This window comes from Bradyrhizobium sp. AZCC 1678 (assembly GCF_036924765.1).
Lineage (GTDB): Bacteria > Pseudomonadota > Alphaproteobacteria > Rhizobiales > Xanthobacteraceae > Bradyrhizobium > Bradyrhizobium algeriense.
Genome location: NZ_JAZHSE010000001.1, coordinates 3722964 through 3742108 on the forward strand (window position 1 = coordinate 3722964; position 19145 = coordinate 3742108).

At 63.5% G+C, this 19145-nt stretch carries 17 protein-coding genes; 16 read left to right on the forward strand and 1 reads right to left on the reverse strand.

What is annotated here, in order from left to right; all coding sequences use genetic code 11:
* Position 1: 1 nt before the first annotated feature.
* The 6 genes from V1294_RS17580 to nikE all read left to right on the forward strand — a co-directional run bounded on the left by V1294_RS17580 (position 2) and on the right by nikE (position 7485).
* A complete protein-coding gene (locus V1294_RS17580) occupies positions 2-763 on the forward strand; it encodes an SDR family oxidoreductase (protein WP_334498872.1) in 762 nt (253 codons plus the stop codon).
* On the forward strand, positions 760-2196 hold the full coding sequence (locus V1294_RS17585) for an NAD(P)/FAD-dependent oxidoreductase (protein WP_334498874.1): 1437 nt from the start codon (positions 760-762) through the stop codon (positions 2194-2196). Before V1294_RS17580 ends, V1294_RS17585 begins: the two co-directional genes overlap by 4 nt.
* A gap of 119 nt (positions 2197-2315) precedes the next feature.
* Entirely contained in the window at positions 2316-3932 is a 1617-nt protein-coding gene (locus V1294_RS17590) for an ABC transporter substrate-binding protein (RefSeq protein WP_334498876.1), read from the forward strand.
* A 12-nt stretch (positions 3933-3944) separates the two neighbouring features.
* Positions 3945-4976 (forward strand): ABC transporter permease, encoded by a 1032-nt coding sequence (locus tag V1294_RS17595; RefSeq protein WP_334498878.1) that lies wholly within the window; start codon positions 3945-3947, stop codon positions 4974-4976.
* Positions 4973-5821, forward strand: coding sequence for an ABC transporter permease (locus V1294_RS17600; RefSeq protein ID WP_334498881.1), 849 nt, complete (start codon positions 4973-4975; stop codon positions 5819-5821). Before V1294_RS17595 ends, V1294_RS17600 begins: the two co-directional genes overlap by 4 nt.
* Positions 5818-7485 (forward strand): ABC transporter ATP-binding protein, encoded by a 1668-nt coding sequence (gene nikE, locus V1294_RS17605; protein ID WP_334498883.1) that lies wholly within the window; start codon positions 5818-5820, stop codon positions 7483-7485. Before V1294_RS17600 ends, nikE begins: the two co-directional genes overlap by 4 nt.
* 153 nt (positions 7486-7638) lie before the next feature.
* On the opposite strand, the gene V1294_RS17610 is transcribed toward nikE, so the two are convergent.
* Positions 7639-8133, reverse strand: a complete 495-nt coding sequence (locus V1294_RS17610; protein WP_244608239.1) for a MarR family winged helix-turn-helix transcriptional regulator — start codon at positions 8131-8133, stop codon at positions 7639-7641.
* 164 nt (positions 8134-8297) lie between these two features.
* On the opposite strand from V1294_RS17610, the gene V1294_RS17615 reads away from it, so the two are divergent.
* The 10 genes from V1294_RS17615 to V1294_RS17660 all read left to right on the forward strand — a co-directional run bounded on the left by V1294_RS17615 (position 8298) and on the right by V1294_RS17660 (position 19087).
* On the forward strand, positions 8298-9575 hold the full coding sequence (locus V1294_RS17615; protein ID WP_334498887.1) for an amidohydrolase/deacetylase family metallohydrolase: 1278 nt from the start codon (positions 8298-8300) through the stop codon (positions 9573-9575).
* A 130-nt stretch (positions 9576-9705) separates the two neighbouring features.
* Positions 9706-11997, forward strand: a complete 2292-nt coding sequence (locus V1294_RS17620; protein ID WP_334504702.1) for a xanthine dehydrogenase family protein molybdopterin-binding subunit — start codon at positions 9706-9708, stop codon at positions 11995-11997.
* Complete coding sequence (locus V1294_RS17625) at positions 11994-12830, forward strand: FAD binding domain-containing protein (RefSeq protein WP_334498889.1); 837 nt, start codon at positions 11994-11996, stop codon at positions 12828-12830. The genes V1294_RS17620 and V1294_RS17625 overlap by 4 nt, the downstream gene beginning before the upstream one ends.
* A complete protein-coding gene (locus V1294_RS17630; protein WP_334498890.1) occupies positions 12827-14023 on the forward strand; it encodes a xanthine dehydrogenase family Fe-S subunit in 1197 nt (398 codons plus the stop codon). The genes V1294_RS17625 and V1294_RS17630 overlap by 4 nt, the downstream gene beginning before the upstream one ends.
* 80 nt (positions 14024-14103) lie before the next feature.
* Positions 14104-15258 (forward strand): ABC transporter substrate-binding protein, encoded by a 1155-nt coding sequence (locus tag V1294_RS17635; RefSeq protein ID WP_334498891.1) that lies wholly within the window; start codon positions 14104-14106, stop codon positions 15256-15258.
* Positions 15259-15331: 73 nt separating this feature from the next.
* On the forward strand, positions 15332-16204 hold the full coding sequence (locus tag V1294_RS17640; protein ID WP_334498892.1) for a branched-chain amino acid ABC transporter permease: 873 nt from the start codon (positions 15332-15334) through the stop codon (positions 16202-16204).
* Positions 16201-17247, forward strand: coding sequence for a branched-chain amino acid ABC transporter permease (locus V1294_RS17645; protein WP_334498894.1), 1047 nt, complete (start codon positions 16201-16203; stop codon positions 17245-17247). The genes V1294_RS17640 and V1294_RS17645 overlap by 4 nt, the downstream gene beginning before the upstream one ends.
* The gene (locus V1294_RS17650) at positions 17247-18029 is read left to right on the forward strand and encodes an ABC transporter ATP-binding protein (protein WP_190241754.1); all 783 of its coding nucleotides are present in this window, start codon (positions 17247-17249) and stop codon (positions 18027-18029) included. Before V1294_RS17645 ends, V1294_RS17650 begins: the two co-directional genes overlap by 1 nt.
* On the forward strand, positions 18022-18726 hold the full coding sequence (locus V1294_RS17655; RefSeq protein ID WP_334498896.1) for an ABC transporter ATP-binding protein: 705 nt from the start codon (positions 18022-18024) through the stop codon (positions 18724-18726). Before V1294_RS17650 ends, V1294_RS17655 begins: the two co-directional genes overlap by 8 nt.
* Positions 18716-19087 carry a Rieske (2Fe-2S) protein gene (locus V1294_RS17660; protein WP_334498898.1) on the forward strand — a complete coding sequence of 124 codons (372 nt, stop codon included), beginning with the start codon at positions 18716-18718 and terminating at the stop codon, positions 19085-19087. The genes V1294_RS17655 and V1294_RS17660 overlap by 11 nt, the downstream gene beginning before the upstream one ends.
* The last annotated feature ends 58 nt before the right edge of the window (positions 19088-19145 follow it).

The window sequence follows — 19145 nt, forward strand, 5'->3', positions numbered from 1 at the left end:
CATGAGACTGGCAGGGCGGACCGCGATTGTGACCGGCGCCGGCTCCGGCATCGGCCGGGCCAGCGCAGTGCTTTTCGCGAACGAAGGCGCCTTTGTTGCGCTGGTCGATCGCGATCGCGCGGGCTTGCAGGAGACGCTGGCGGCGATCGAGGGCGCGAAAGGCGAAGCATCGCTGCATGTCGGCGACGTCGGCGAGGCCGATTTCGCGAAGGATACCGTGGCCGATGTTATGGCGCGGCGTGGCCGGTTGGATGTGCTGATGGCCGCCGCAGGGTTTTCCTGCGGCGGTACGGTGCTGACCACCGACCCCGTCGATTGGGACGCGGTGTTCCGTACCAACGTCGGCGGCACCTGGCTTTGGTCGCGCGCGGCGGTGCCCGAGATGCAGCGGCAAGGCAGCGGCTCGATCATCACGCTCGCATCGCAGCTCGCGATCGCCGGCGGCAAGGGCAACAGCGCCTATATCGCTGCGAAGGGGGCGATCATCAGCCTGACCCGGACGATGGCGCTCGATTTCGCCACGGATGGCATCCGCGTCAATGCGATTGCGCCGGGCGCCATCGACACACCGATGCTGCGGCGCAGTTTTGCCCGTCACGCCGATCCCGAGCCGGTGCGCGAAGCGTCGCGCAACCGCCACGCCATGAAACGGTTTGGCAAGGCGGAGGAGGTGGCCGAGGCCGCGCTTCATCTTGCCAGCGATGCGTCATCCTTTACGACCGGCACCGTGATGGTGGTCGATGGCGGTTGGCTCGCGGCATGAACAGCGCCCTTATCGCTCTCGAAGCCCAGGTTCGCGCCGATCTTGCCAAGACCGCGCATCCGAATGCCGCGTGGCTTACGCCAAAACTCGGGCCGGACGACAGGCCGGCGCTGGACGTGCTCGTGGTGGGCGCCGGACAATCGGGGCTCGCGACGGCGTTCGGGTTGATGCGCTCGCAAGTAAGCAACATCCTCGTGCTCGACAAATCCGCGGAGGGAAACGAAGGGCCGTGGCTGACCTATGCCCGCATGCACACGCTGCGCAGCCCGAAGCATTTCACCGGGCCCGATCTTGATATTCCGAGCCTAACCTACCAGTCCTGGCACGAGGCGCGCTTCGGCGAGGAGGACTGGCGGAATCTCGACCTTATTTCGCGCGAGCTTTGGGCGGAATATCTGCTCTGGTTCCGGCGCGTCTTGAATCTGCCGGTGCGCAATGGTTGCGAGGTCATCGATATCGCGCCGGCGGCCGGTGGATTGCTCGCGGCGAAGGTACAGACCGCTGTTGGCATCGACGTTGTCTTTGCGCGGAAGATCGTGCTGGCGACGGGGCAGGAAGGCATGGGCGACTGGACCGTTCCGGAGCCGCTGCGCCATCTGCCGTCGCAGCTTTGCGCGCACGCGGCGCAGCCGATCGACTTCGCGTCATTGCGCGGCAAGCGGGTTGCGGTGATCGGCGCCGGCGCCTCGGCCTTCGACAATGCCGCCACAGCGCTGGAAGCAGGCGCGGCCGAGGTGGATCTGTTCTGTCGCAGGGCGGAGATCCAGGTGATCCAGCCCTACCGTTGGCTCACCTTCCGTGGCTTCCTTCGGCATTTCTGCGATCTGGATGATGCCTGGCGCTGGCGCTTCATGCGCGCCGTTCTGGAGATGCGCGAGGGTTTCCCGCAGGCAACCTACGATCGTTGTGCCCGCCATCCCAATTTTCGCCTGCAGGAGGGCGCGCCGATCGGCGCCGCCAGGGAAACCGCTCATGGCGTCGAATTGCAGACGCCAAGGGCCGAGTTCGCAGCTGACTTCGTGATCTGCGGCACCGGGATCGACATGAATTTTGCAGGCCGGCCCGAACTGCGAAACTGCGCCGCCAACATCGCGACCTGGGCCGACCGCTACCAGCCGCCGCCAGACGAGTGCAGTCCGCGCCTCGGACGCTTTCCCTATCTCGCTGACGACTACGCGCTGATGGAGCGCGCCGTCGGCGAAACACCCTGGATTGCGGACATTCATGTCTTCGCGATTGCCTCGACCATGAGCTTCGGCGCTTCGGGCTCATCGATCAATGCGATGACCACGGCGGTGCCGAAACTCGTGCATGGGTTGACACGCGGCCTGTTTCGCGCGGACATCGAGCGGCACTGGGCTTCGTTCCAGGCGTATGACGTGCCGCAGGCCGTCGTCGCGCGGCAAGCGCCGGCTATGGGCGAGGAACGGTGAACGGTTTCGCTCATACCTACCATGCTTGTATCTCCGGCGGTGTTCGGTTGGCATATCCCTTGCTTTAAGTTGATGTTCTCATTCAGAAAATAAACTCGGCAAAACAGGGAATAAGTTCGATGAGCGTTACAGGATCCAGGCGTCTGCTTACGGTAGTTGCCTCCATCGCGTTCTCACTGGCGACTGGATCGGTGCAGGCGCAAACACGTTCTGAAACGTTGCGCTACGTGACCGGAGCATCCGTCAATACGCTCGACCCGAATATTCCGGGGTCGACCCGCGAAGCTTTTGCGGTGAGCCTAAGCACCTACGACCGGCTGGTTTCCTTCGGCCGCAAACAACTCAACGGTAAATGGGTGTTTGATCTCGGCAAGATCACAGGCGAGCTTGCGGAATCCTACGAAGTCAGCCCGGACGGGTTGAAGATGACATTTCGCCTGCGCAAGGACGCCAAGTTCCAGGACGGCACGCCGGTGACGGCGGAAGACGTCAAATGGTCGCTTGACCGGGTCGTCACGGCGCCGGTCCTCGGCAAGGCGCAATTGCTCACGGGATCGATGACATCGGCCGACCAGTTCAAGGTGATCGATCCCCTGACCATCGAGGTGACGCTGCCGAAGCCGGACAAGCTTGCGCTTCCCAATCTCGCCACCGTCTATCCCATCATCTTCAACTCGAAGGTCGCCAAGGCCCATGCGACGGCGGACGATCCCTGGGCACTGGCATGGTTGAAGGAGAACACGGCCGGCAGCGGGGCTTACAAGATCGAGACCTTCAAGCCGGGTGAACAGGTCATCATGGCGCGCAACGAGGCCTGGAATCGCGGTACACCCGATAAGTCGGCGTTCTTCAAGCGCGTCATCGTGCAGTCGGTGCCGGAGCCGGCGACACGCGCCAATCTGGTCGAACGCGGTGACGCCGATATCGTCGTCGACCTGCAGGCAAGTGACGTCCAGTCGCTCGAGGCAAAGGGCAAGCTGAAGGTGATCTCGACGCCACAGTACAATTCCGTCACCTTCGTTTCGATGAACAACCAGATCCCGCCCTTCGACAACGTCAATGTGCGTCGCGCCATCGCCTTTGCGTTGCCCTACGACGACATGTTCAAGGCGGCGCTGTTCGGCCGCGGCTCGCCGCTGTTCGGCGCGACCTGGGCGGACGGCAAGCCTACGAGCGGCGCCTATCCGATCCCACAGCCGGTGAAGCTCGACCTCGAGAAGGCCAAGGAATATCTGAAGGCGGCAGGCATGCCTGACGGCTTCTCGACCACGTTCAGCTTCAATGTCGGCCAGGCCTCGACCGCCGAGCCGATGGCTGCCCTGGTGAAGGAATCGCTCGCCAAGATCGGCATCAAGATTGATATCCAGAAGCTGCCGGACGCGCAGATGTCGACGCAGATCAATGAGAAGAAGCTTCCCTTCTTCACCGAGGGCATCGTCGCGTGGCTGCCGTCGACCGACTATTTCTACCGCAACTTCTACACCGGTAATCAGCGTTGGAATTACTCATCAATCAACAATCCGGAACTGGCGGAGATCGCGCAGAAGGCCCGTTTCGAACCCGATGCCGCCAAGTATGAGGAAGACGGTAAAAAGCTGAACGCCATCCATTTCAGCGAAATACCGCAGATACCGCTCTGGCAGCCCAGCCAGGACGCCGTGATGGCGTCCTCGGTCGAAGGCTACACCTACCAGTTCCACCGCCAGGTCGATTACCGCGATCTCAATCGCAAGTAACGGGTAGATCAGATGGCGGCGTTTGGAGCAACGGTGATACGGGCGGGCAGGCGCTTTCTGTCCTCGCTGCCGGCGCTCTTTGGCGTGCTCGTCTTCACCTTCCTCTTGATGCGGGTGCTGCCGGGCGATCCGGCGGTGTTCTTCGCTTCCGGGCCCAATGCCGGCAAGGAGGAGATCGAGGTTATCCGCAAGCAGATGGGGCTCAACAAGCCGGTGCCGGAACAACTGATGCTGTATCTCTATGATGTCGGCAGCGGCAATCTCGGCAGATCGATGATGACCGGGCAATTGGTCACCAAAGATCTCCGCGAGCGGCTGCCGGCCTCGCTGGAACTCACCTTCACGGCGTTGCTGATCGCGCTGCTGTCGGCGGTGCCGCTCGGTGTGCTGGCGGCCCTGAGACCAGGCTCCATCATCGACCACGGCGTGCGGTTTTTCTGCGCGCTTGGCGTCTGCGTGCCGACGTTCGTTTCGGGCCTGTTGCTGATCTATGTCTTCTATTACTTGCTCGGGCTCGCGCCTGACCCGACCGGCCGGGTCGATATCTTTGCGTCACTGCCGCCAAGGCGGACCGGTTTCCTGCTGATCGACTTCCTGCTCGCAGGCGATTTCGATGGATGGTGGGCTGCCTTCAGACAATTGATCCTGCCGGCGCTGAGCATGGCGCTGTTTGTGGTGGCGCCACTGGCGCGCATCACGCGGGCCTCGATGCTGGTCTCGCTGGGCAGCGATTTCGTGCGCACCGCGCGTTCCGTGGGGCTTCCGTGGTGGCGGGTCGTCGTTACCTATGCGTTGCGCAACGCCATCCTGCCGGTCATCACTATCGCAGGCATCGTGTTCTCGACCATGCTCGGCGCCAATGTCCTGGTGGAGAAGGTGTTCTCCTGGCCGGGCGTCGCTTCGTACGCGCTCGACGCGCTGCTTTCTTCCGATTATGCGCCGGTACAGGGGTTTGTGCTGCTGATGGCGACCGTGTTCGTGATCGTCAATCTGCTGGTGGATATTCTTTATGGCATCGCCGATCCGCGGGTGACAATCGGATGACCAGTGCGACGCTTCGCCATGCCGGCTGGATTTTGCGCGGCAACCCGCTCACCGCTGTTGCCGCTACCGGCGTCCTCCTGCTTGCGCTGATCGCGATTTTTGGGCCGTGGATCGTGCCGTACGATCCGATCGTCTCGAACGTGTCGCAGGCCCTGATGCCGCCGAGCGCGGCGCACATCGCCGGCACCGATCAACTCGGCCGCGACGTGTTCAGCCGCCTTATCGTCGCGGCACGGCTCGACCTCGCCATTGCCCTCTCGGCGGTCGGAATCTCCTTTGCCATCGGCGCCGTCATCGGCGCGATCTGCGGCTATACCGGTGGCCGTCTCGATCGCGGCGTCGGTCGCTTCGTCGACGTCGTGATGGCCTTTCCGCTGTTCGTGCTGGCCATGGCGATGGTCGCCGCACTCGGTAATCGGGTCGAGAATATCGTCATCGCGACCGCCATTATCAATCTGCCGTTCTACATCCGCTTTGCGCGGGCGGAGGTGAATGTCCGTCGCAATGTCGGCTGGGTCGAAGCGGCGCGCGCCTGCGGCGACAGCCACCTTTCGGTCGTGCTGCGCTTCCTGCTGCCGAACGTGCTGCCGGCCATGGCGGTACAAATCTCGCTTAATCTGGGCTGGGCGATTCTCAATGCGGCCGGACTTTCCTTTATCGGCCTCGGCGTCAAACCGCCGACGCCGGAATGGGGCATCATGGTTGCGGAAGGCGCGCGCTTCATTTCCACCGGCAAATGGTGGCTGGTCGCCTTTCCAGGCCTGGCGCTGATGCTGACGGTACTGTGTTTCAATCTCCTCGGCGACGGGGTGCGCGATATTCTCGACCCCCGCATGCGAACATGACCCCATCACTGCTGGCATTGAGCGACCTGCACGTCACCTTCTCGACACGGCGTGGCCTTGTCGAGGCGGTACGTGGCGTCACGCTGTCGCTTGGCGAGGGCGAGATGCTCGGCCTCGTCGGCGAGAGCGGCTCGGGCAAATCCGTCACCGGTTTTGCGATCACGCGGCTGCTCGATGCGGCCGGCCGGATCGCGGCAGGCCATATCCGGTTTCGCGGGCAGGACATCACGCGGATATCGGGGAGTGATTTTCGCCATCTGCATGGCGCGGCGATGGCGATGATCTTCCAGAACCCGCGTGCGGCGCTTAATCCGATCCGTGCCGTCGGGGACCAGATAGCCGATGCGATTACGGCCCATAAGCGAATGCCCCGGGATGAAGCGCGCACTCAGGCGCTGGAGCTGCTGCGTGCGGTACAAATTCGCGATCCCGAAAAGCGGATGGCCGCTTACCCGCACGAACTCTCCGGCGGCATGTGCCAGCGCGTGATGATCGCCATGGCGATTTCCTGTAACCCGGCGCTCTTGATCGCCGACGAGCCGACGACCGGCCTCGACGTCACGACACAAAAAGTCGTGATGGACCTTCTGACCGGGATTGCGGCCGAGCGCGGCATGGCGACCATCCTGATCACCCATGACCTCGGTCTCGCCGCCCGCTACTGTCGCCGCGTCGTGGTGATGGAGCAGGGCCGGCTGGTCGAGGAGGCCGAGCCGAAAACTCTCTTTCACGCGCCACAGCACCCTTACACCAAACGTCTGGTGGCGGCTTCGCCCACGGCGAGTTCGCGGATCGCGGACCTGGTGCCGGAAGAGGAGAGGGGGCGGCAGGTTGCGATGCCCGTCGCGCCCAGGCCGCAACCTGCGCCGGGCACGCCGCCGCTGCTGGAAGTGCAGAAACTCGCAAAACGGTTCGATCAGGGGGCCGCGGCGGTGGCAGACTTTTCCATGACGATCAGCGCCGGCGAGAGCGTCGGTCTGGTCGGCGAATCCGGTTCCGGCAAGAGCACGACGTCGCGCATCATCTGCCGGCTGATCGATCCGAGCGAGGGGGAGATTGCGTTCGAGGGACAGTCGATTGGCCATATCCCGGCCCGCGATTTTCACCGGTCACCGTTCCGCAAGGATATCCAGATCGTCTTTCAGGATCCGAACGACAGCCTCAATCCGCGGTTCACTGCCTTTGACTGCATCGCCCATCCGCTGCTGCGGCTCGGCGGCATGCGCGCAGGTGACGCTTTGCGGCAGCGGGTGGAGGAGTGCGCGCAGCGCGTGGGACTGGGAATCGAATTGCTGACGCGCTTCCCGCATCAACTCTCGGGCGGCCAGAAGGCCCGCGTCGGCATCGCCCGCGCCATTGCCTGCCGTCCGCGCCTCTTGGTACTGGACGAGCCGACAGCGGCGTTGGATGTCTCGGTGCAGGCGGTGGTGCTGCAACTGCTCGACCGGTTGCGGCGTGAGGATGACCTGGCCTTCCTCTTTGTCAGCCACGATCTCAACGTCGTTCGCATGATGTGCGATCGCACTATCGTTCTGCAAAACGGCCGCATCGTCGAACAAGGCGAAAGCCGGGCGATGTTCGACAATCCGAAAACCGCCTACACACGCGAGCTGGTCGAAGCCGTGCCGAATATCGAGCCAAAATTAGCTGCGTTCGCAACCTGATATCATTGACGGGCACGACGGCTGCAAGGAGCCGCTTTCGCTCGATCGGTTGCAGTGGCTTTCCGCTGCGTCCAATGGAAGCCGGCGCCAAGTCTCGGATGATTACAAATTATGCAGTCCGAGTTAAAAAGGCGGCAGATGGCACCGTGGTGTTCAATCGAATAGGGCAGTAGCGCTGTCGCGATTGGAGTGCGCCGCGACGATGCGCTGCATCATGTCGACGAATGCGGCTTGCTCCCTTTCACTTAAATTATCGAGCGTGGCGCGGTGCGCGGACCGCGCCGAGGCCTCGATTTTTGCCAGAAGCGCCGCTCCCGCCGGCGTCAATTTACAGAGCCGCGCGCGGCGGTCCTCGTCATCTACGGCTCTCTCGACGAAATTGCGGGCGGCCAGTCGCTTGAGCGCTCCGGTCGTCGTCGTCCTGTCCAGTGCGATATCGGCCGCCAATGTGGTCTGATCGGCGGTTTTTCGGACTGCGAGCGCCGAAAGCAGGCTGTATTGCAGTGGCGTGATCTCGAATTCGCCGCATGCTTCCTGGAACAGTGCGACATGGATCTGATGCAGCCGCCGGATCAGAAATCCCGGCCGTTGTGACAGCGGCCAGGGGCGGTGCTTGGTCTCGCCGCGACGCTTTTTTGCCTTCCGCAATGCACTCTCCCAGCCTCGGAACATCAGCGCGAATAGCTCGATTCGATCGGCTTCGCCACGTCTGGATCATGGCATGAAGTTTGCTCTTGTAAAATACGAAGTATGCTTCGTATTCTGATGCGCGCGGTAACCAACTCCGCCGGCGAGGACAGAGGAGATCTTTCATGGCTATCAGCGCCACCTTCGACCAGCTTCTGCGCGGCGGCCGCGTGATCTGCCCGGCCTCCGGCATCGATGGGATCAGGGACGTCGCCATTCGCAACGGCAAGATCGCCGCCGTGCAACAGGACATCCTGCCGACCAGCGCCAAAGAGGTCATCGACGTGACCGGCAAGCTGGTATTGCCCGGACTCATCGATACGCACGCGCATGTCTATCAATATGTCACCGGCCGCTTCGGCATGAATGCCGACATGGTGGGCGTTCAGTCCGGCGTGACGACGTTGGTCGATCAGGGCGGTCCGTCGTGCATGACGCTGCCCGGTTTCCGGCACTTCGTGGCTGAGCCCGCGAAGTCGCGCGTTTATGCCTTCCTGTCGGCTTACCTGGTGGGCGGGCTAGAGGGCCATTACTATCCGCAACTCTATAGTCCCGAAGGTGTCGATATCGATGCCACGGTGAAGGCAGCGACGGCCAATCTCGACATTGTTCGCGGCATCAAGGCCCATGCGGAGATCGGCGGCTTCGCGCGTTGGGGCATTCGCGTCATCGAAATGGCGGCCGAGATCGGACGCCGCGCCGATCTGCCGGTCTATGTGCATTTCGGTCAACTTTGGGGCCTGCCCGAAAGCGGCACCAATGGCGAAGATGTCGACACTATCCTGGAGCGCGTGATCCCCTTGCTGCGGGAGGGTGACGTGCTGGCGCATCCGTTCACGCGCCATCCCGGCGGCTTCGTCAACCGCGAGGGTGAAGTGCATCCCGTGATTCAGGCGGCGCTCGATCGCGGCCTGAAGGTCGACGTCGGTCACGGCAGCCATTTCTCCTATCGTCTCGCGAAGAAGGCGCTCGCCGCCGGCATCGTTCCCACCACGCTCGGCGCGGACATTCACGGTTACAACACCCACGTGCCTGCGCCCGCCGGCACGCCGGAGCAGCACGAGGACGACGAGAACCATCCCTTCGCCGGCCAGGCCAAGTTCAGCTTGGTTCAGGCCATGAGCTCGATGATGGCGCTCGGGCTCACGCTTGAGCAGGTCGTGCCGATGGTCACATCCAACCCGGCCAAAATGCTCGGCCGTGCTGACGAAATCGGCGCGCTTAAAGTGGGCATGGAAGCCGACGTCTCGGTAGTCGGAGAACGAGCCGGACGATTTGTCCTTCGCGACAACGAGAACAATGAAGTCATCGCCGAGCGTCTGCTGCAGCCCGCGTTCTGTCTGCGCGCCGGAGCGCGATACGACGCGGTGGCGCCGATTCTGCCGCAGGCCGTCGCGGCGTAGGGAGGTCAGCGTCAGTTCGATCGGGGAGAACGTCACCGTGCGCAATGAGCGCGAGTTTCCTTCCGCAGGCGGAGCGGGCGCCGGACAAGGCGTCGGCGCGCGCCTGCCGCGAAAGGAAGACGATCGGCTGATGCGCGGCCGCGGTCAGTTCGTGGCCGATATCCGTCTTGCCGGGCTGCAGGACGTTGCTTTTGTGCGCAGCCCTTTGGCGCATGCGCTGATCCGCGGCATCCACGTGCCGGAGCGCTATCGCGCCAGCGTCTTTACCTCGGCGGACCTGGCCGGCGTCAATCCGATCCGTGCAGTTTCAGGGTTGCCGGGCTTCAAGATTTCCGAGCAGCCGGTGCTTGCCACCGGCAAGGTGCGTCAGGTCGGCGAACTCGTCGCCATGTGCGTGGCGTCGACGCGTGCCGAGGCCGAGGACATTGCGGCGGCGGTGACGCTCGATCTCGAAGAGCTTCCTGCCGTCCATGACATGCTGAGAGCGCGGGAGCCGGGTTCGGCTCTGGTGCACGAGCAGTGGGGAGATAACGTCTTTCTCGAAACCAATTTCGAGGTCGACATCTCCAGGGCGTTCGATGCGCCGATCAAGGTGTCGCGAGAAATATCGACCGCGCGGCAGTGCATGTCGCCGCTAGAGGGGCGCGGTGTGGTCGCGACCTTCGATCACCGTCTCGACCAGCTCACGCTGTATTCATCGGCCCAGATGCCGCACATTACGCGCAGCGGGCTTGCCGAGTGCCTTGGCATGGAGCAGGGCCGAATCCGCATTGTTTCGCCTGATGTCGGCGGCGGCTTCGGACACAAGGGCATCCTGCTGCCGGAAGAAGTCTGCCTTTCCTGGCTGACGATGCGTCGCGGCCATCCGGTGCGCTGGACCGAGGATCGCCGCGAGCATCTCACCGCCAGCTCCAATTGCCGCGAGCACCACTACAAGATCACCGTCTATGCCGATCGCGACGGACGGCTGCGGGGCATCGACTGCGAAGCGACCGTCGATTCCGGCGCCTACTCGTCTTATCCGTTCTCGGCGTGCCTCGAGGCGGCGCAGGTCGCCAGCATTCTGCCGGGACCTTATTTAATGCCGGCCTATCGCTGCCGGACGTTTTCGGTCGCCACCAACAAATGCCCGATCCTGCCTTATCGCGGCGTGGCCCGCACCGGCGTCTGTTTTGCACTTGAACTGATGCTCGATCTGGTCGCGGCGGAAGCCGGGCTGGAGCCGGGCGAGGTCCGCCTGCGCAATCTGGTGCAGCCCGAGCAGATGCCGTTCGACAACATCACCAACAAGCACTTCGACAGCGGCGATTATCCGGAGGCGATGCGACGGGCACTAGCGTCCATCGACGTCGAGGGCGTGCGTGCGCGTCAGCGCAAGGGCGAAGCAGACGGGCGCCGGATCGGCGTCGGCGTCTCGATCTATTGCGAGCAGGCCGCGCATGGCACGTCGGTCTACTCCGGCTGGGGCATTCCGATGGTGCCCGGTCACGAACAGGCCTCCGCACGGCTGACGCCGGACGGCGGCCTTGAACTCCGCGTCGGCGTGCATTCGCACGGGCAGGGCATGGAGACGACGCTGGCGCAGGTCGCCCACGAGATGCTGGGCGTCGACGTCGCCAAGGTGCGCATCATCCTCGGCGACACAGCGATGACGCCGTATTCGACCGGCACCTGGGGCTCGCGCTCGATGGTGATGGCGGGCGGCGCGGTTGCAACAGCATGCCGCGAGTTGGGGGAGCGCGCCAGACGCATCGGTGCCAAGCTGTTGCAGCACGATCCGGCCGCAGTGGTGCTGCAGAACGGCGAAGTGCGCGGCGTCAACGGCAGCGTCACCTTGAAGGAAATCGCGCACACCTGGTATCGCCGGCCGCAGGATCTGCCTGCTGACGTCGATCCCGGTGGGTTAGAGGTCACAGCAGGCTACAAGCCGCAGCGCGATACCGGAACCTTCAGCTATGCCGCGCATGCCGCGGTCGTTGCGGTCGATGCGGATCTCGGAGAGGTCGAAATCCTCGATTACGTTATCGTCGAAGACGGCGGTGTTCTCGTCAATCCGATGGTGGTTGACGGCCAGATCTATGGTGGCCTGGCCCAGGGCATCGGGACCGCGCTGTACGAGGAGATGCCGTTCGATGCGTCCGGCCAGCCGCTGGCGACGACGCTTGCCGACTATCTGCTGCCTGGTCCCACCGAAGTGCCGGCGCCACGTCTCGATCACATGGAGACGCCGTCACCCTATACGCAGTTCGGCGTGAAGGGTATCGGCGAGGGCGGCACCATCGCGCCGCCGGCCGCGATTGCCAACGCCGTCAACGACGCGCTGCGGCCGCTTGGCGTAGAGCTGATGCAGTCGCCGATTACGCCAATTCGCATCGTCGAGGCGGTTCTGGCCGCGCGCGACGCAGAAAGGCCGGCGGCATGAAACCGGCGCCTTTCGGCTACCAACGTCCACGCGACCTGCAGGCGGCGCTTGCCGTGCTCGGCGAGGCCAAAACTTCCGCCAAGATCATGGCCGGCGGCCAGTCGCTTGGTCCGATGCTCAATCTGCGGCTGGTGGAGCCGCAGATGATCGTCGACATCACCGGTCTTGCCGAGCTTAAGCAGGTCGAGCGTCGCGGCGACGAACTGGTGCTCGGGGCCTGTGTTACCCACGCCGATATCGAGGACGGACGCATTCCGGACGTCACGCGCGGCGCCATGCAGCGCGTCGCCGGCAACATCGCCTACCGCGCCGTGCGCAATCGCGGCACGGTTGGCGGATCGCTCAGCCACGCCGATCCCGCGGCAGACTGGGTATCGGCGCTGTCGGCGCTGGGTGCACGATTGACGCTGCGAAGCCGCGCGGGTGCGCGCATGGTGGCGATGGAGGATTTCATCATCGGCGCGCTCGAATCTGCGTTGCACGATGGCGAGGTTGTCGAGACCATTCACGTCCCGGCGATGCCGACATCGGCGCACTGGGGCTATGCCAAGAGCTGCCGCAAGACCGGCGAATTCGCGCATGCGATCGGGGCGATCCTGATCGATCCGAGCGCCGCATCGGCCCGCGTCGTGATCGGCGCGATCGATGCCGCGCCGATCGTCATAACCAGCGCTGCAGAGCTGTTTGGCGGACGCATTGCCGGCGACTACAAGGATCGCTTCGACATGCGTGTAGCTGACGTCCTCCTGGCAAAGGCGGGCGTATCGAGCGCGGCGCATCGGCATATTCATGTGAACGTGCTCAAGCGCGCGGTCAGTGAGGCCGCCGCATGAGCATGATTTCACTCACCGTAAACCGGCGTGCCGTGCAGGTATCGGCGGAGCCGCGCACCAATCTCGCGGATTTTGTCCGTGAAAAACTCGACCTGACCGGTACGCATCTCGGCTGCGAACACGGCGTCTGCGGGGCTTGCACGGTGCTGCTTGACGGCGTCCCGGCGCGCTCATGCATCACCTATGCGGTGGCCTGCGAGGGGGCTGAGGTCACCACGATCGAAGGGCTCGACGACGACAGCGTTACGACGGAACTTCGGGCGGCCTTCACCCGCGAACATGCGTTGCAATGCGGCTATTGCACGCCGGGAATGCTGGTCTCGGCGCGTGATCTTGTGCTGCGCCTGCCGCAAGCCGACGAGCGCCTGATCCGTGTCGGATTGAGCGGCAATCTGTGCCGGTGCACCGGCTATGTCGGTATCGTGCGTGCGGTCAAGTCTGTGATCGAAGCGCGGCGCGCCCGCGATATTGCGCCGATGCCGGACGGAGGGAGAAAGATCCTGGGTCCCGTCGGCTCAGATCGAAGCGACGCGGACCGGACCGAACGCATGCGGCCGGTCGAAAGCGAACCAACGTCGCCAGAGGCGGTCGGTTCGGTCGCCTCGATTCCGGATTTCACCCCCGCCACTGTCCTGGAGCAGCAGTTCACCGTCGCGCACCCGCCCGAGCAGGTGTTTGCGATGTTCGACGACATCGCGGCCGTCGCGGCATGCCTTCCCGGCGCGTCGTTGACGGGGCCGCCGAGGCCGGAGCGCGTCGAGGGCGCCATCCGTGTCAGGATTGGCCCGATCGCCGCGACGTTTCAGGGCGCCGCGCGCGTCGAGCGAAGCCCCACCGATATGTCCGGCCGAATCGTCGGCATCGGTAACGACCGGCGCAGCCGGTCTTCGACGCAGGGCGAAATCCGCTATCGGCTGGTGCCGATCGAGCAGGGGACGCGTGTCGATCTTTCTATCGGGTACACACTGACGGGTATGCTGGCGCAGGTCGGGAGGCCGGGGCTGGTGCGTGACCTCGCGGCGCGATTGATCTCGGAGTTTGCCGGCAATCTCGATCGCCGGCTGTCGGGTACGTCGCCGGGCGACGCCACAGCGGTCGAACTGAATGGAATGGCGCTTGCGTTCGGCCTTTTGCGCGCGCGGCTCGCGGGTTGGGTCGGTCGTTTCTTGTCCAACAAGGGTGGAGCGACGTGATGGATTGGATTTTCCGCGCGATGCGGAAACGACGAAGTTTGAACTGCGGACAGATGAACAGCGTGAGATTGGAGAACCAAATGACACGGACTTTCAGAATTGTTCCGGCGATTGCGCTGGCGGCTGCCTTGCTGGGTGGTGCCGCCGAGGCTCAGACCATCAAGATCGGCGTGAACGAGCCGCTTACGGGCGCGTTCGCCGCTTCCGGTACCTACGTCGTCAACGGCGCCAAGATCGCTGCCGATGAGATCAACGCAAAGGGCGGCATTCTCGGCAAGAAACTCGAACTCGTCATCGAGGACAACAAGAGCAATCCGACGGAGGCGGCCGCCGTCGCCGAAAAGCTGATCACGAGCGACAAGGTGCCGGTCCTGATGGGGGCGTGGGGCTCGAGCCTGACGCTTGCGGTGATGCCCAAGCTGATGGAATACGAAGTCCCGATGGTGGTCGAGACCTCCTCGTCGGGCAAGATCACCACGACCGGCAATCCCTACATCTTCCGTATCTCGCCGCCGTCGGCGATCGAGGCCGCGGCCTTCAAGGGGATCGTCGACAAGCTCGAACTGAAGAAGGTCGATTTCCTCGTCATCAACAATGACTGGGGTCGCGGCACCGCAGAAGACTTCAGCAAGATGATGAAGGAAAAGGGGATCATGGTCGGCGCCGTCGAGACCATGGATCAGGGCGCCCAGGACATGAGCGCACAGCTCTCCAAGCTCAAGGGTACCGATTCCGAAACCATCATCGTGACCACGGCGGTGGACCAGCTGACGCTGATCTTCAAGCAGGCGGCAGCGCTGGGCCTCAAGAAGCGTATCATCACCACCGGGGGCTCGCAGAATCCGGACCAGATCATCGCGCAGGCGGGGGCCGCCGCCAACGGCACCATGCACCTGACGACCTTCCTGCCCTGGTTCCCCGACAAGACGCCGAACCCGGAGGCGACCAACTACTTCATCGCCGAATGGAAGAAGCGCGGCTTCGACTTTGCCGGCTGCACCGAGAGTTTTCGTGGCTATGACGGCATTCGCACCGCGGCAGCCGCGATCGAGAAGGCGGGCAAAGCGGAGCCTGCAGCGATCAAGGCGGCGCTGTGGGATATCAAGATCAAGGGCCTGAACGGCGACATCGTGTTCCGCAAATCCGGTCCCGAAGGCAAGGAGAGCGGTCAGAGCCAGCCCAACGTCTATCTGATCGAAATCACCGACGGCAAGATCGGCATGAAGACGCTCTGACGTCACGTTGCTGACCGGCGAGGGTCGCGGCGAGCCGCGGGTCTCGCCGGCGTCAGGATATCTGGGGGCCACCTTGAGCGAATTTCTGCAACATCTGATCAACATGCTGGTGCTCGGCGGCACCTACGCGCTGCTGGGGATCGGGCTGACCTTGATCTTCGGCATTATGAACGTCGTGAACTTCACGCATGGGGTGCTGTATACGTTCGGCGCCTACATCATGTTCATCGTGGTGCATCAGCTCGGAGTTAACTTCTTTCTGGCGTTGCCGCTCGCCGTTGTCGCCGGCTGGCTACTTGGCGCGGCGATCGAACTGACCTTGCTGCGGCCGCTGCGCGGCTCCGATATCGACACGACCATGCTGGTCATGATCGGCGCCTGGATCGCGATGCAGTCCGGTGCTCTGTGGATCTGGGGCGGCGTGGCGAAATCGGTGACGACGCCGTTCCCCGACGCGCCGCTGGTGCTGGGTCCGGTCTCGGTGTCCTGGTTGCGGCTGTTCGTGCTCGCCGCGGCCGCGATGCTGATCGTCGTCACCTATCTCCTGATCAACAGAACAAAACTCGGCTGCGCGATGCGGGCGACGTTTCAGGATCAGGACACCGCCTCGCTGATGGGCGTCAACGTCGATCTGATCTACACCTCGACGTTTGCGATCGGTTCGAGCCTTGCAGCCGCGGCGGGGGCACTGCTTGGTCCGGTCTACGTCATCTTCCCGCAAATGGGCGATCTCGCCGCCGTCAAGGCATTCGCGATCGTGATCCTCGGCGGGCTCGGCAATATCACCGGCGCGGTCATTGGCGGCTTCATTCTGGCATTGGCGGAGGAACTGGGCGCCGGCTATGTTTCATCTGGATACCGCGACGCCATGGGCTTTTTGATCATTATCGCGGTTCTGATCTTCAAGCCGACCGGACTTTTCGCGCGCTCGGAGCGCGTCGGATGAAGTCAGCGGTCGCCATTCTCACGGTCGTCGCGTTTGCATCGGTGCCGCTGTGGCTGCGCGATCCGTATCTCATGAACGCGCTGATCACGACCGGCATCTTCATCATCGGCGCGATGAGCCTTAATCTTCTGCTTGGGTTCACCGGCCAGCTCAGCCTCGGTCATATCGCGTTCTTCGGCATTGGCGCCTATGTCAGCGCATTGACGTCGCTTGGCTTTGACGTCGGCTTGCCCTTCGGCTTTCGCATCGTTCACGAACCCTGGCCGCCGATCGTCGGTTTTGCGCTGGCAATCGTCATCGCTGGATTGTGCGGATATCTCGTTGGGCTGCTGTCGTTTCGTGTGCGCGGCGCCTATTTCGTGATCGTGACGATTTCCTTCGCCGAAGTGGTCCGCCTGGTGGCGCTGAATTGGGTCGAGCTGACGCAGGGCCCGCTGGCGCTGACCAACATTCCATCGATTACGATCGGATTGCCGGGTCTCGGAGATCTGACGCTGCGCACCAAGCTGCAGAACTACTACCTCGTGCTTGCCGTCGCGGTTGTCACCTATCTCTTGATCTCGCGCCTGGTCCATTCGCATTTCGGCCGCGCCATGCGCGGGTTGATGGAAAACGAAACGCTGGCGGTATCGGTCGGCATCGACGTGACAAAGACGCTCACGCTGGCAGCGGTGATCTCGGCAGGGATCGCAGGCGCGGCCGGCAGTCTCTACGCACACTATATCCGGATCATCGATCCGGAAGTGTTCGCCTTCATCAATACGGTGACGATGGTGATCATGGTCATCACCGGCGGCAAGGGATCGCTGGCCGGGCCTGTTGTCGGCGGCATGATCTTCGGACTGCTGCCGGTCTTCCTGCGCCCGATCATGGCGCCGGAGGCGCAATGGATCGCCTATGGCGGCGTGCTGATCGTCATCCTGTTCGTATTGCCGCGCGGGATCGTGCCATCGCTGGCGCAACGGTTTGCGAAACCGAGGAAACGGATCGAAACGGTTGCCCCGGTTGCTTTCTCCGAACGTGACGCCAAGGAGCATGCCTGATGACAGCTCCAGCGACGGCATTGAGGGTAGAAAAGGTTGCCGTGCACTTCGGGGGGCTCGTTGCGCTCTCGGACATGAACTTCACGGTCGGCGAGGGCGAGATCGTCAGCCTGATCGGGCCTAACGGCGCCGGTAAGACGACGGCATTCAACGTCGTTACCGGCTTCCTGGATCCAACCCATGGCGCCGTGAGCTATCGCGGGACGGCGCTGAATGGATTGAAGCCGCATCAGATCGCTGGCCTGGGACTGATCCGCACCTTCCAGCGCACCAGCGTGTTTCCGAACGACACCGTTTACGACAATCTGCTGGTCGGGCTGCATCGCCAGGGCAGGGTGAGCCTGCTCGAGGCCATTCTGGGCCTGCCGCGCGCCCGGTCGTCGCAGCGGCGTTTGCGCGAACGGGCCAGCGAACTGGTCGAATGGGTCGGCCTCGAACGCCGCGCCCACGATCTTGCGGGATCACTGTCCTACGGCGAGCAGCGGCTTGTCGGCGTGGCACTGGCGCTGGCAGCCGAGCCGTCGATGCTGCTGCTCGACGAGCCGGTCTCCGGCATGAACGCCTCGGAAACGCACACCTTCGTGCAATTGGTCCGCAACATCCGCGACCGCGGCGTCACCATCCTGCTCGTCGAGCACGACATGCCGATGGTGATGAGCGTCTCGGATCGCATAGTGGTGCTGAACTACGGCCGGATCATTGCCGAGGGTTCGCCGGACGTGATCCGGAACGACCCGGCCGTCATCGAGGCCTATCTCGGGCAGGGAGCGACACGTGCTTGAGATCCGCGACATGGTGTGTGGCTATGGCGGCGTCACGGCGTTGCGCGGCATTTCGCTGGAGGTCAAGGCCGGGCAGCTCGTCGCCCTGATCGGCGCCAACGGCGCCGGCAAAAGCACCACGCTGCGCGCGATCTCCGGGCTGGTCGCGCCGCGCTCCGGATCGATGCTGTTCGAGGGCAAGGACATTGCGGGCGCCAAGCCGCCGCGCGTGGTGGCCTCGGGCATCGCGCATTGTCCGGAAGGACGGCGGGTTTTTCCGCACATGACGGTCGAGGAAAATCTCGACATGGGAGCCTATCTGCGCAGCAGTGCCGGCGAGATCGCTGCGGACCGCGCTCGGATCTACGCCGAGTTTCCGCGCCTTGCCGAACGGAGAAAGCAGGCTGCCGGCACCCTGTCGGGCGGTGAGCAGCAAATGCTGGCGATCGGTCGGGCCCTCATGTCGCGCCCTCGCTTGATCATGTTCGACGAGCCTTCCCTCGGGCTCGCACCCAACATCGTCGAGCGGACCTTTGCGATCATCCGCGGCATCCGTGATGCCGGGACGACGGTACTGCTGGTGGAGCAGAACGCGTTTGCTGCGCTCGATATGTGCGACTACGCCTATCTGCTCGAAGGCGGCCGCATCGTTCTGTCCGGGCCGGGCGCCGATATGATTGAGAACGAGCACGTGCGGAAGGCCTATCTTGGCGGATGAGCGGCCCGAAACGGCGGCGTTGTCAGGCGACGGGCAATGGATGCCGGTCTGCGGGCTTAGCCGGCTGATTTCGCAAACGATCGTCTGCGTCCGCGTGACCGGCGTCGATTTGATCCTGGTCTGGAGCGAAGGACGTGTGGTCGCCTGCGAACGGATGTGCCCGCACGAACAGGCGGACCTTAGTCTCGGACACCCGGCGGGAGGACGCTTGTTCTGTCCCCGTCACGCGGCTTCGTTCGATCTCCGTCATGGCCGGATTTCCTACGGTTGGCCGAGCCGGCCGTTGCGGCTATACCCGGTCCGGATCAGGGACGATCAGATCTGGATCGACGCTGCGGCGATCAAGTCGCCGGCGACCTAGAGCGTTTTCCAGCGAAGTGGAGACCGGTTCGCGCCAAGAAAACGCGTCAAATCAAAAA

Bases quoted from the DNA above. Each gene is read 5' to 3' on its own strand.
- V1294_RS17580 (WP_334498872.1), top strand. From the start codon at position 2: ATGAGACTGGCAGGGCGGACCGCGATTGTGACCGGCGCCGGCTCCGGC.
- V1294_RS17585 (WP_334498874.1), top strand. From the start codon at position 760: ATGAACAGCGCCCTTATCGCTCTCGAAGCCCAGGTTCGCGCCGATCTT.
- V1294_RS17590 (WP_334498876.1), top strand. From the start codon at position 2,316: ATGAGCGTTACAGGATCCAGGCGTCTGCTTACGGTAGTTGCCTCCATC.
- V1294_RS17595 (WP_334498878.1), top strand. From the start codon at position 3,945: ATGGCGGCGTTTGGAGCAACGGTGATACGGGCGGGCAGGCGCTTTCTG.
- V1294_RS17600 (WP_334498881.1), top strand. From the start codon at position 4,973: ATGACCAGTGCGACGCTTCGCCATGCCGGCTGGATTTTGCGCGGCAAC.
- nikE (WP_334498883.1), top strand. From the start codon at position 5,818: ATGACCCCATCACTGCTGGCATTGAGCGACCTGCACGTCACCTTCTCG.
- V1294_RS17615 (WP_334498887.1), top strand. From the start codon at position 8,298: ATGGCTATCAGCGCCACCTTCGACCAGCTTCTGCGCGGCGGCCGCGTG.
- V1294_RS17620 (WP_334504702.1), top strand. From the start codon at position 9,706: ATGCGCGGCCGCGGTCAGTTCGTGGCCGATATCCGTCTTGCCGGGCTG.
- V1294_RS17625 (WP_334498889.1), top strand. From the start codon at position 11,994: ATGAAACCGGCGCCTTTCGGCTACCAACGTCCACGCGACCTGCAGGCG.
- V1294_RS17630 (WP_334498890.1), top strand. From the start codon at position 12,827: ATGAGCATGATTTCACTCACCGTAAACCGGCGTGCCGTGCAGGTATCG.
- V1294_RS17635 (WP_334498891.1), top strand. From the start codon at position 14,104: ATGACACGGACTTTCAGAATTGTTCCGGCGATTGCGCTGGCGGCTGCC.
- V1294_RS17645 (WP_334498894.1), top strand. From the start codon at position 16,201: ATGAAGTCAGCGGTCGCCATTCTCACGGTCGTCGCGTTTGCATCGGTG.
- V1294_RS17650 (WP_190241754.1), top strand. From the start codon at position 17,247: ATGACAGCTCCAGCGACGGCATTGAGGGTAGAAAAGGTTGCCGTGCAC.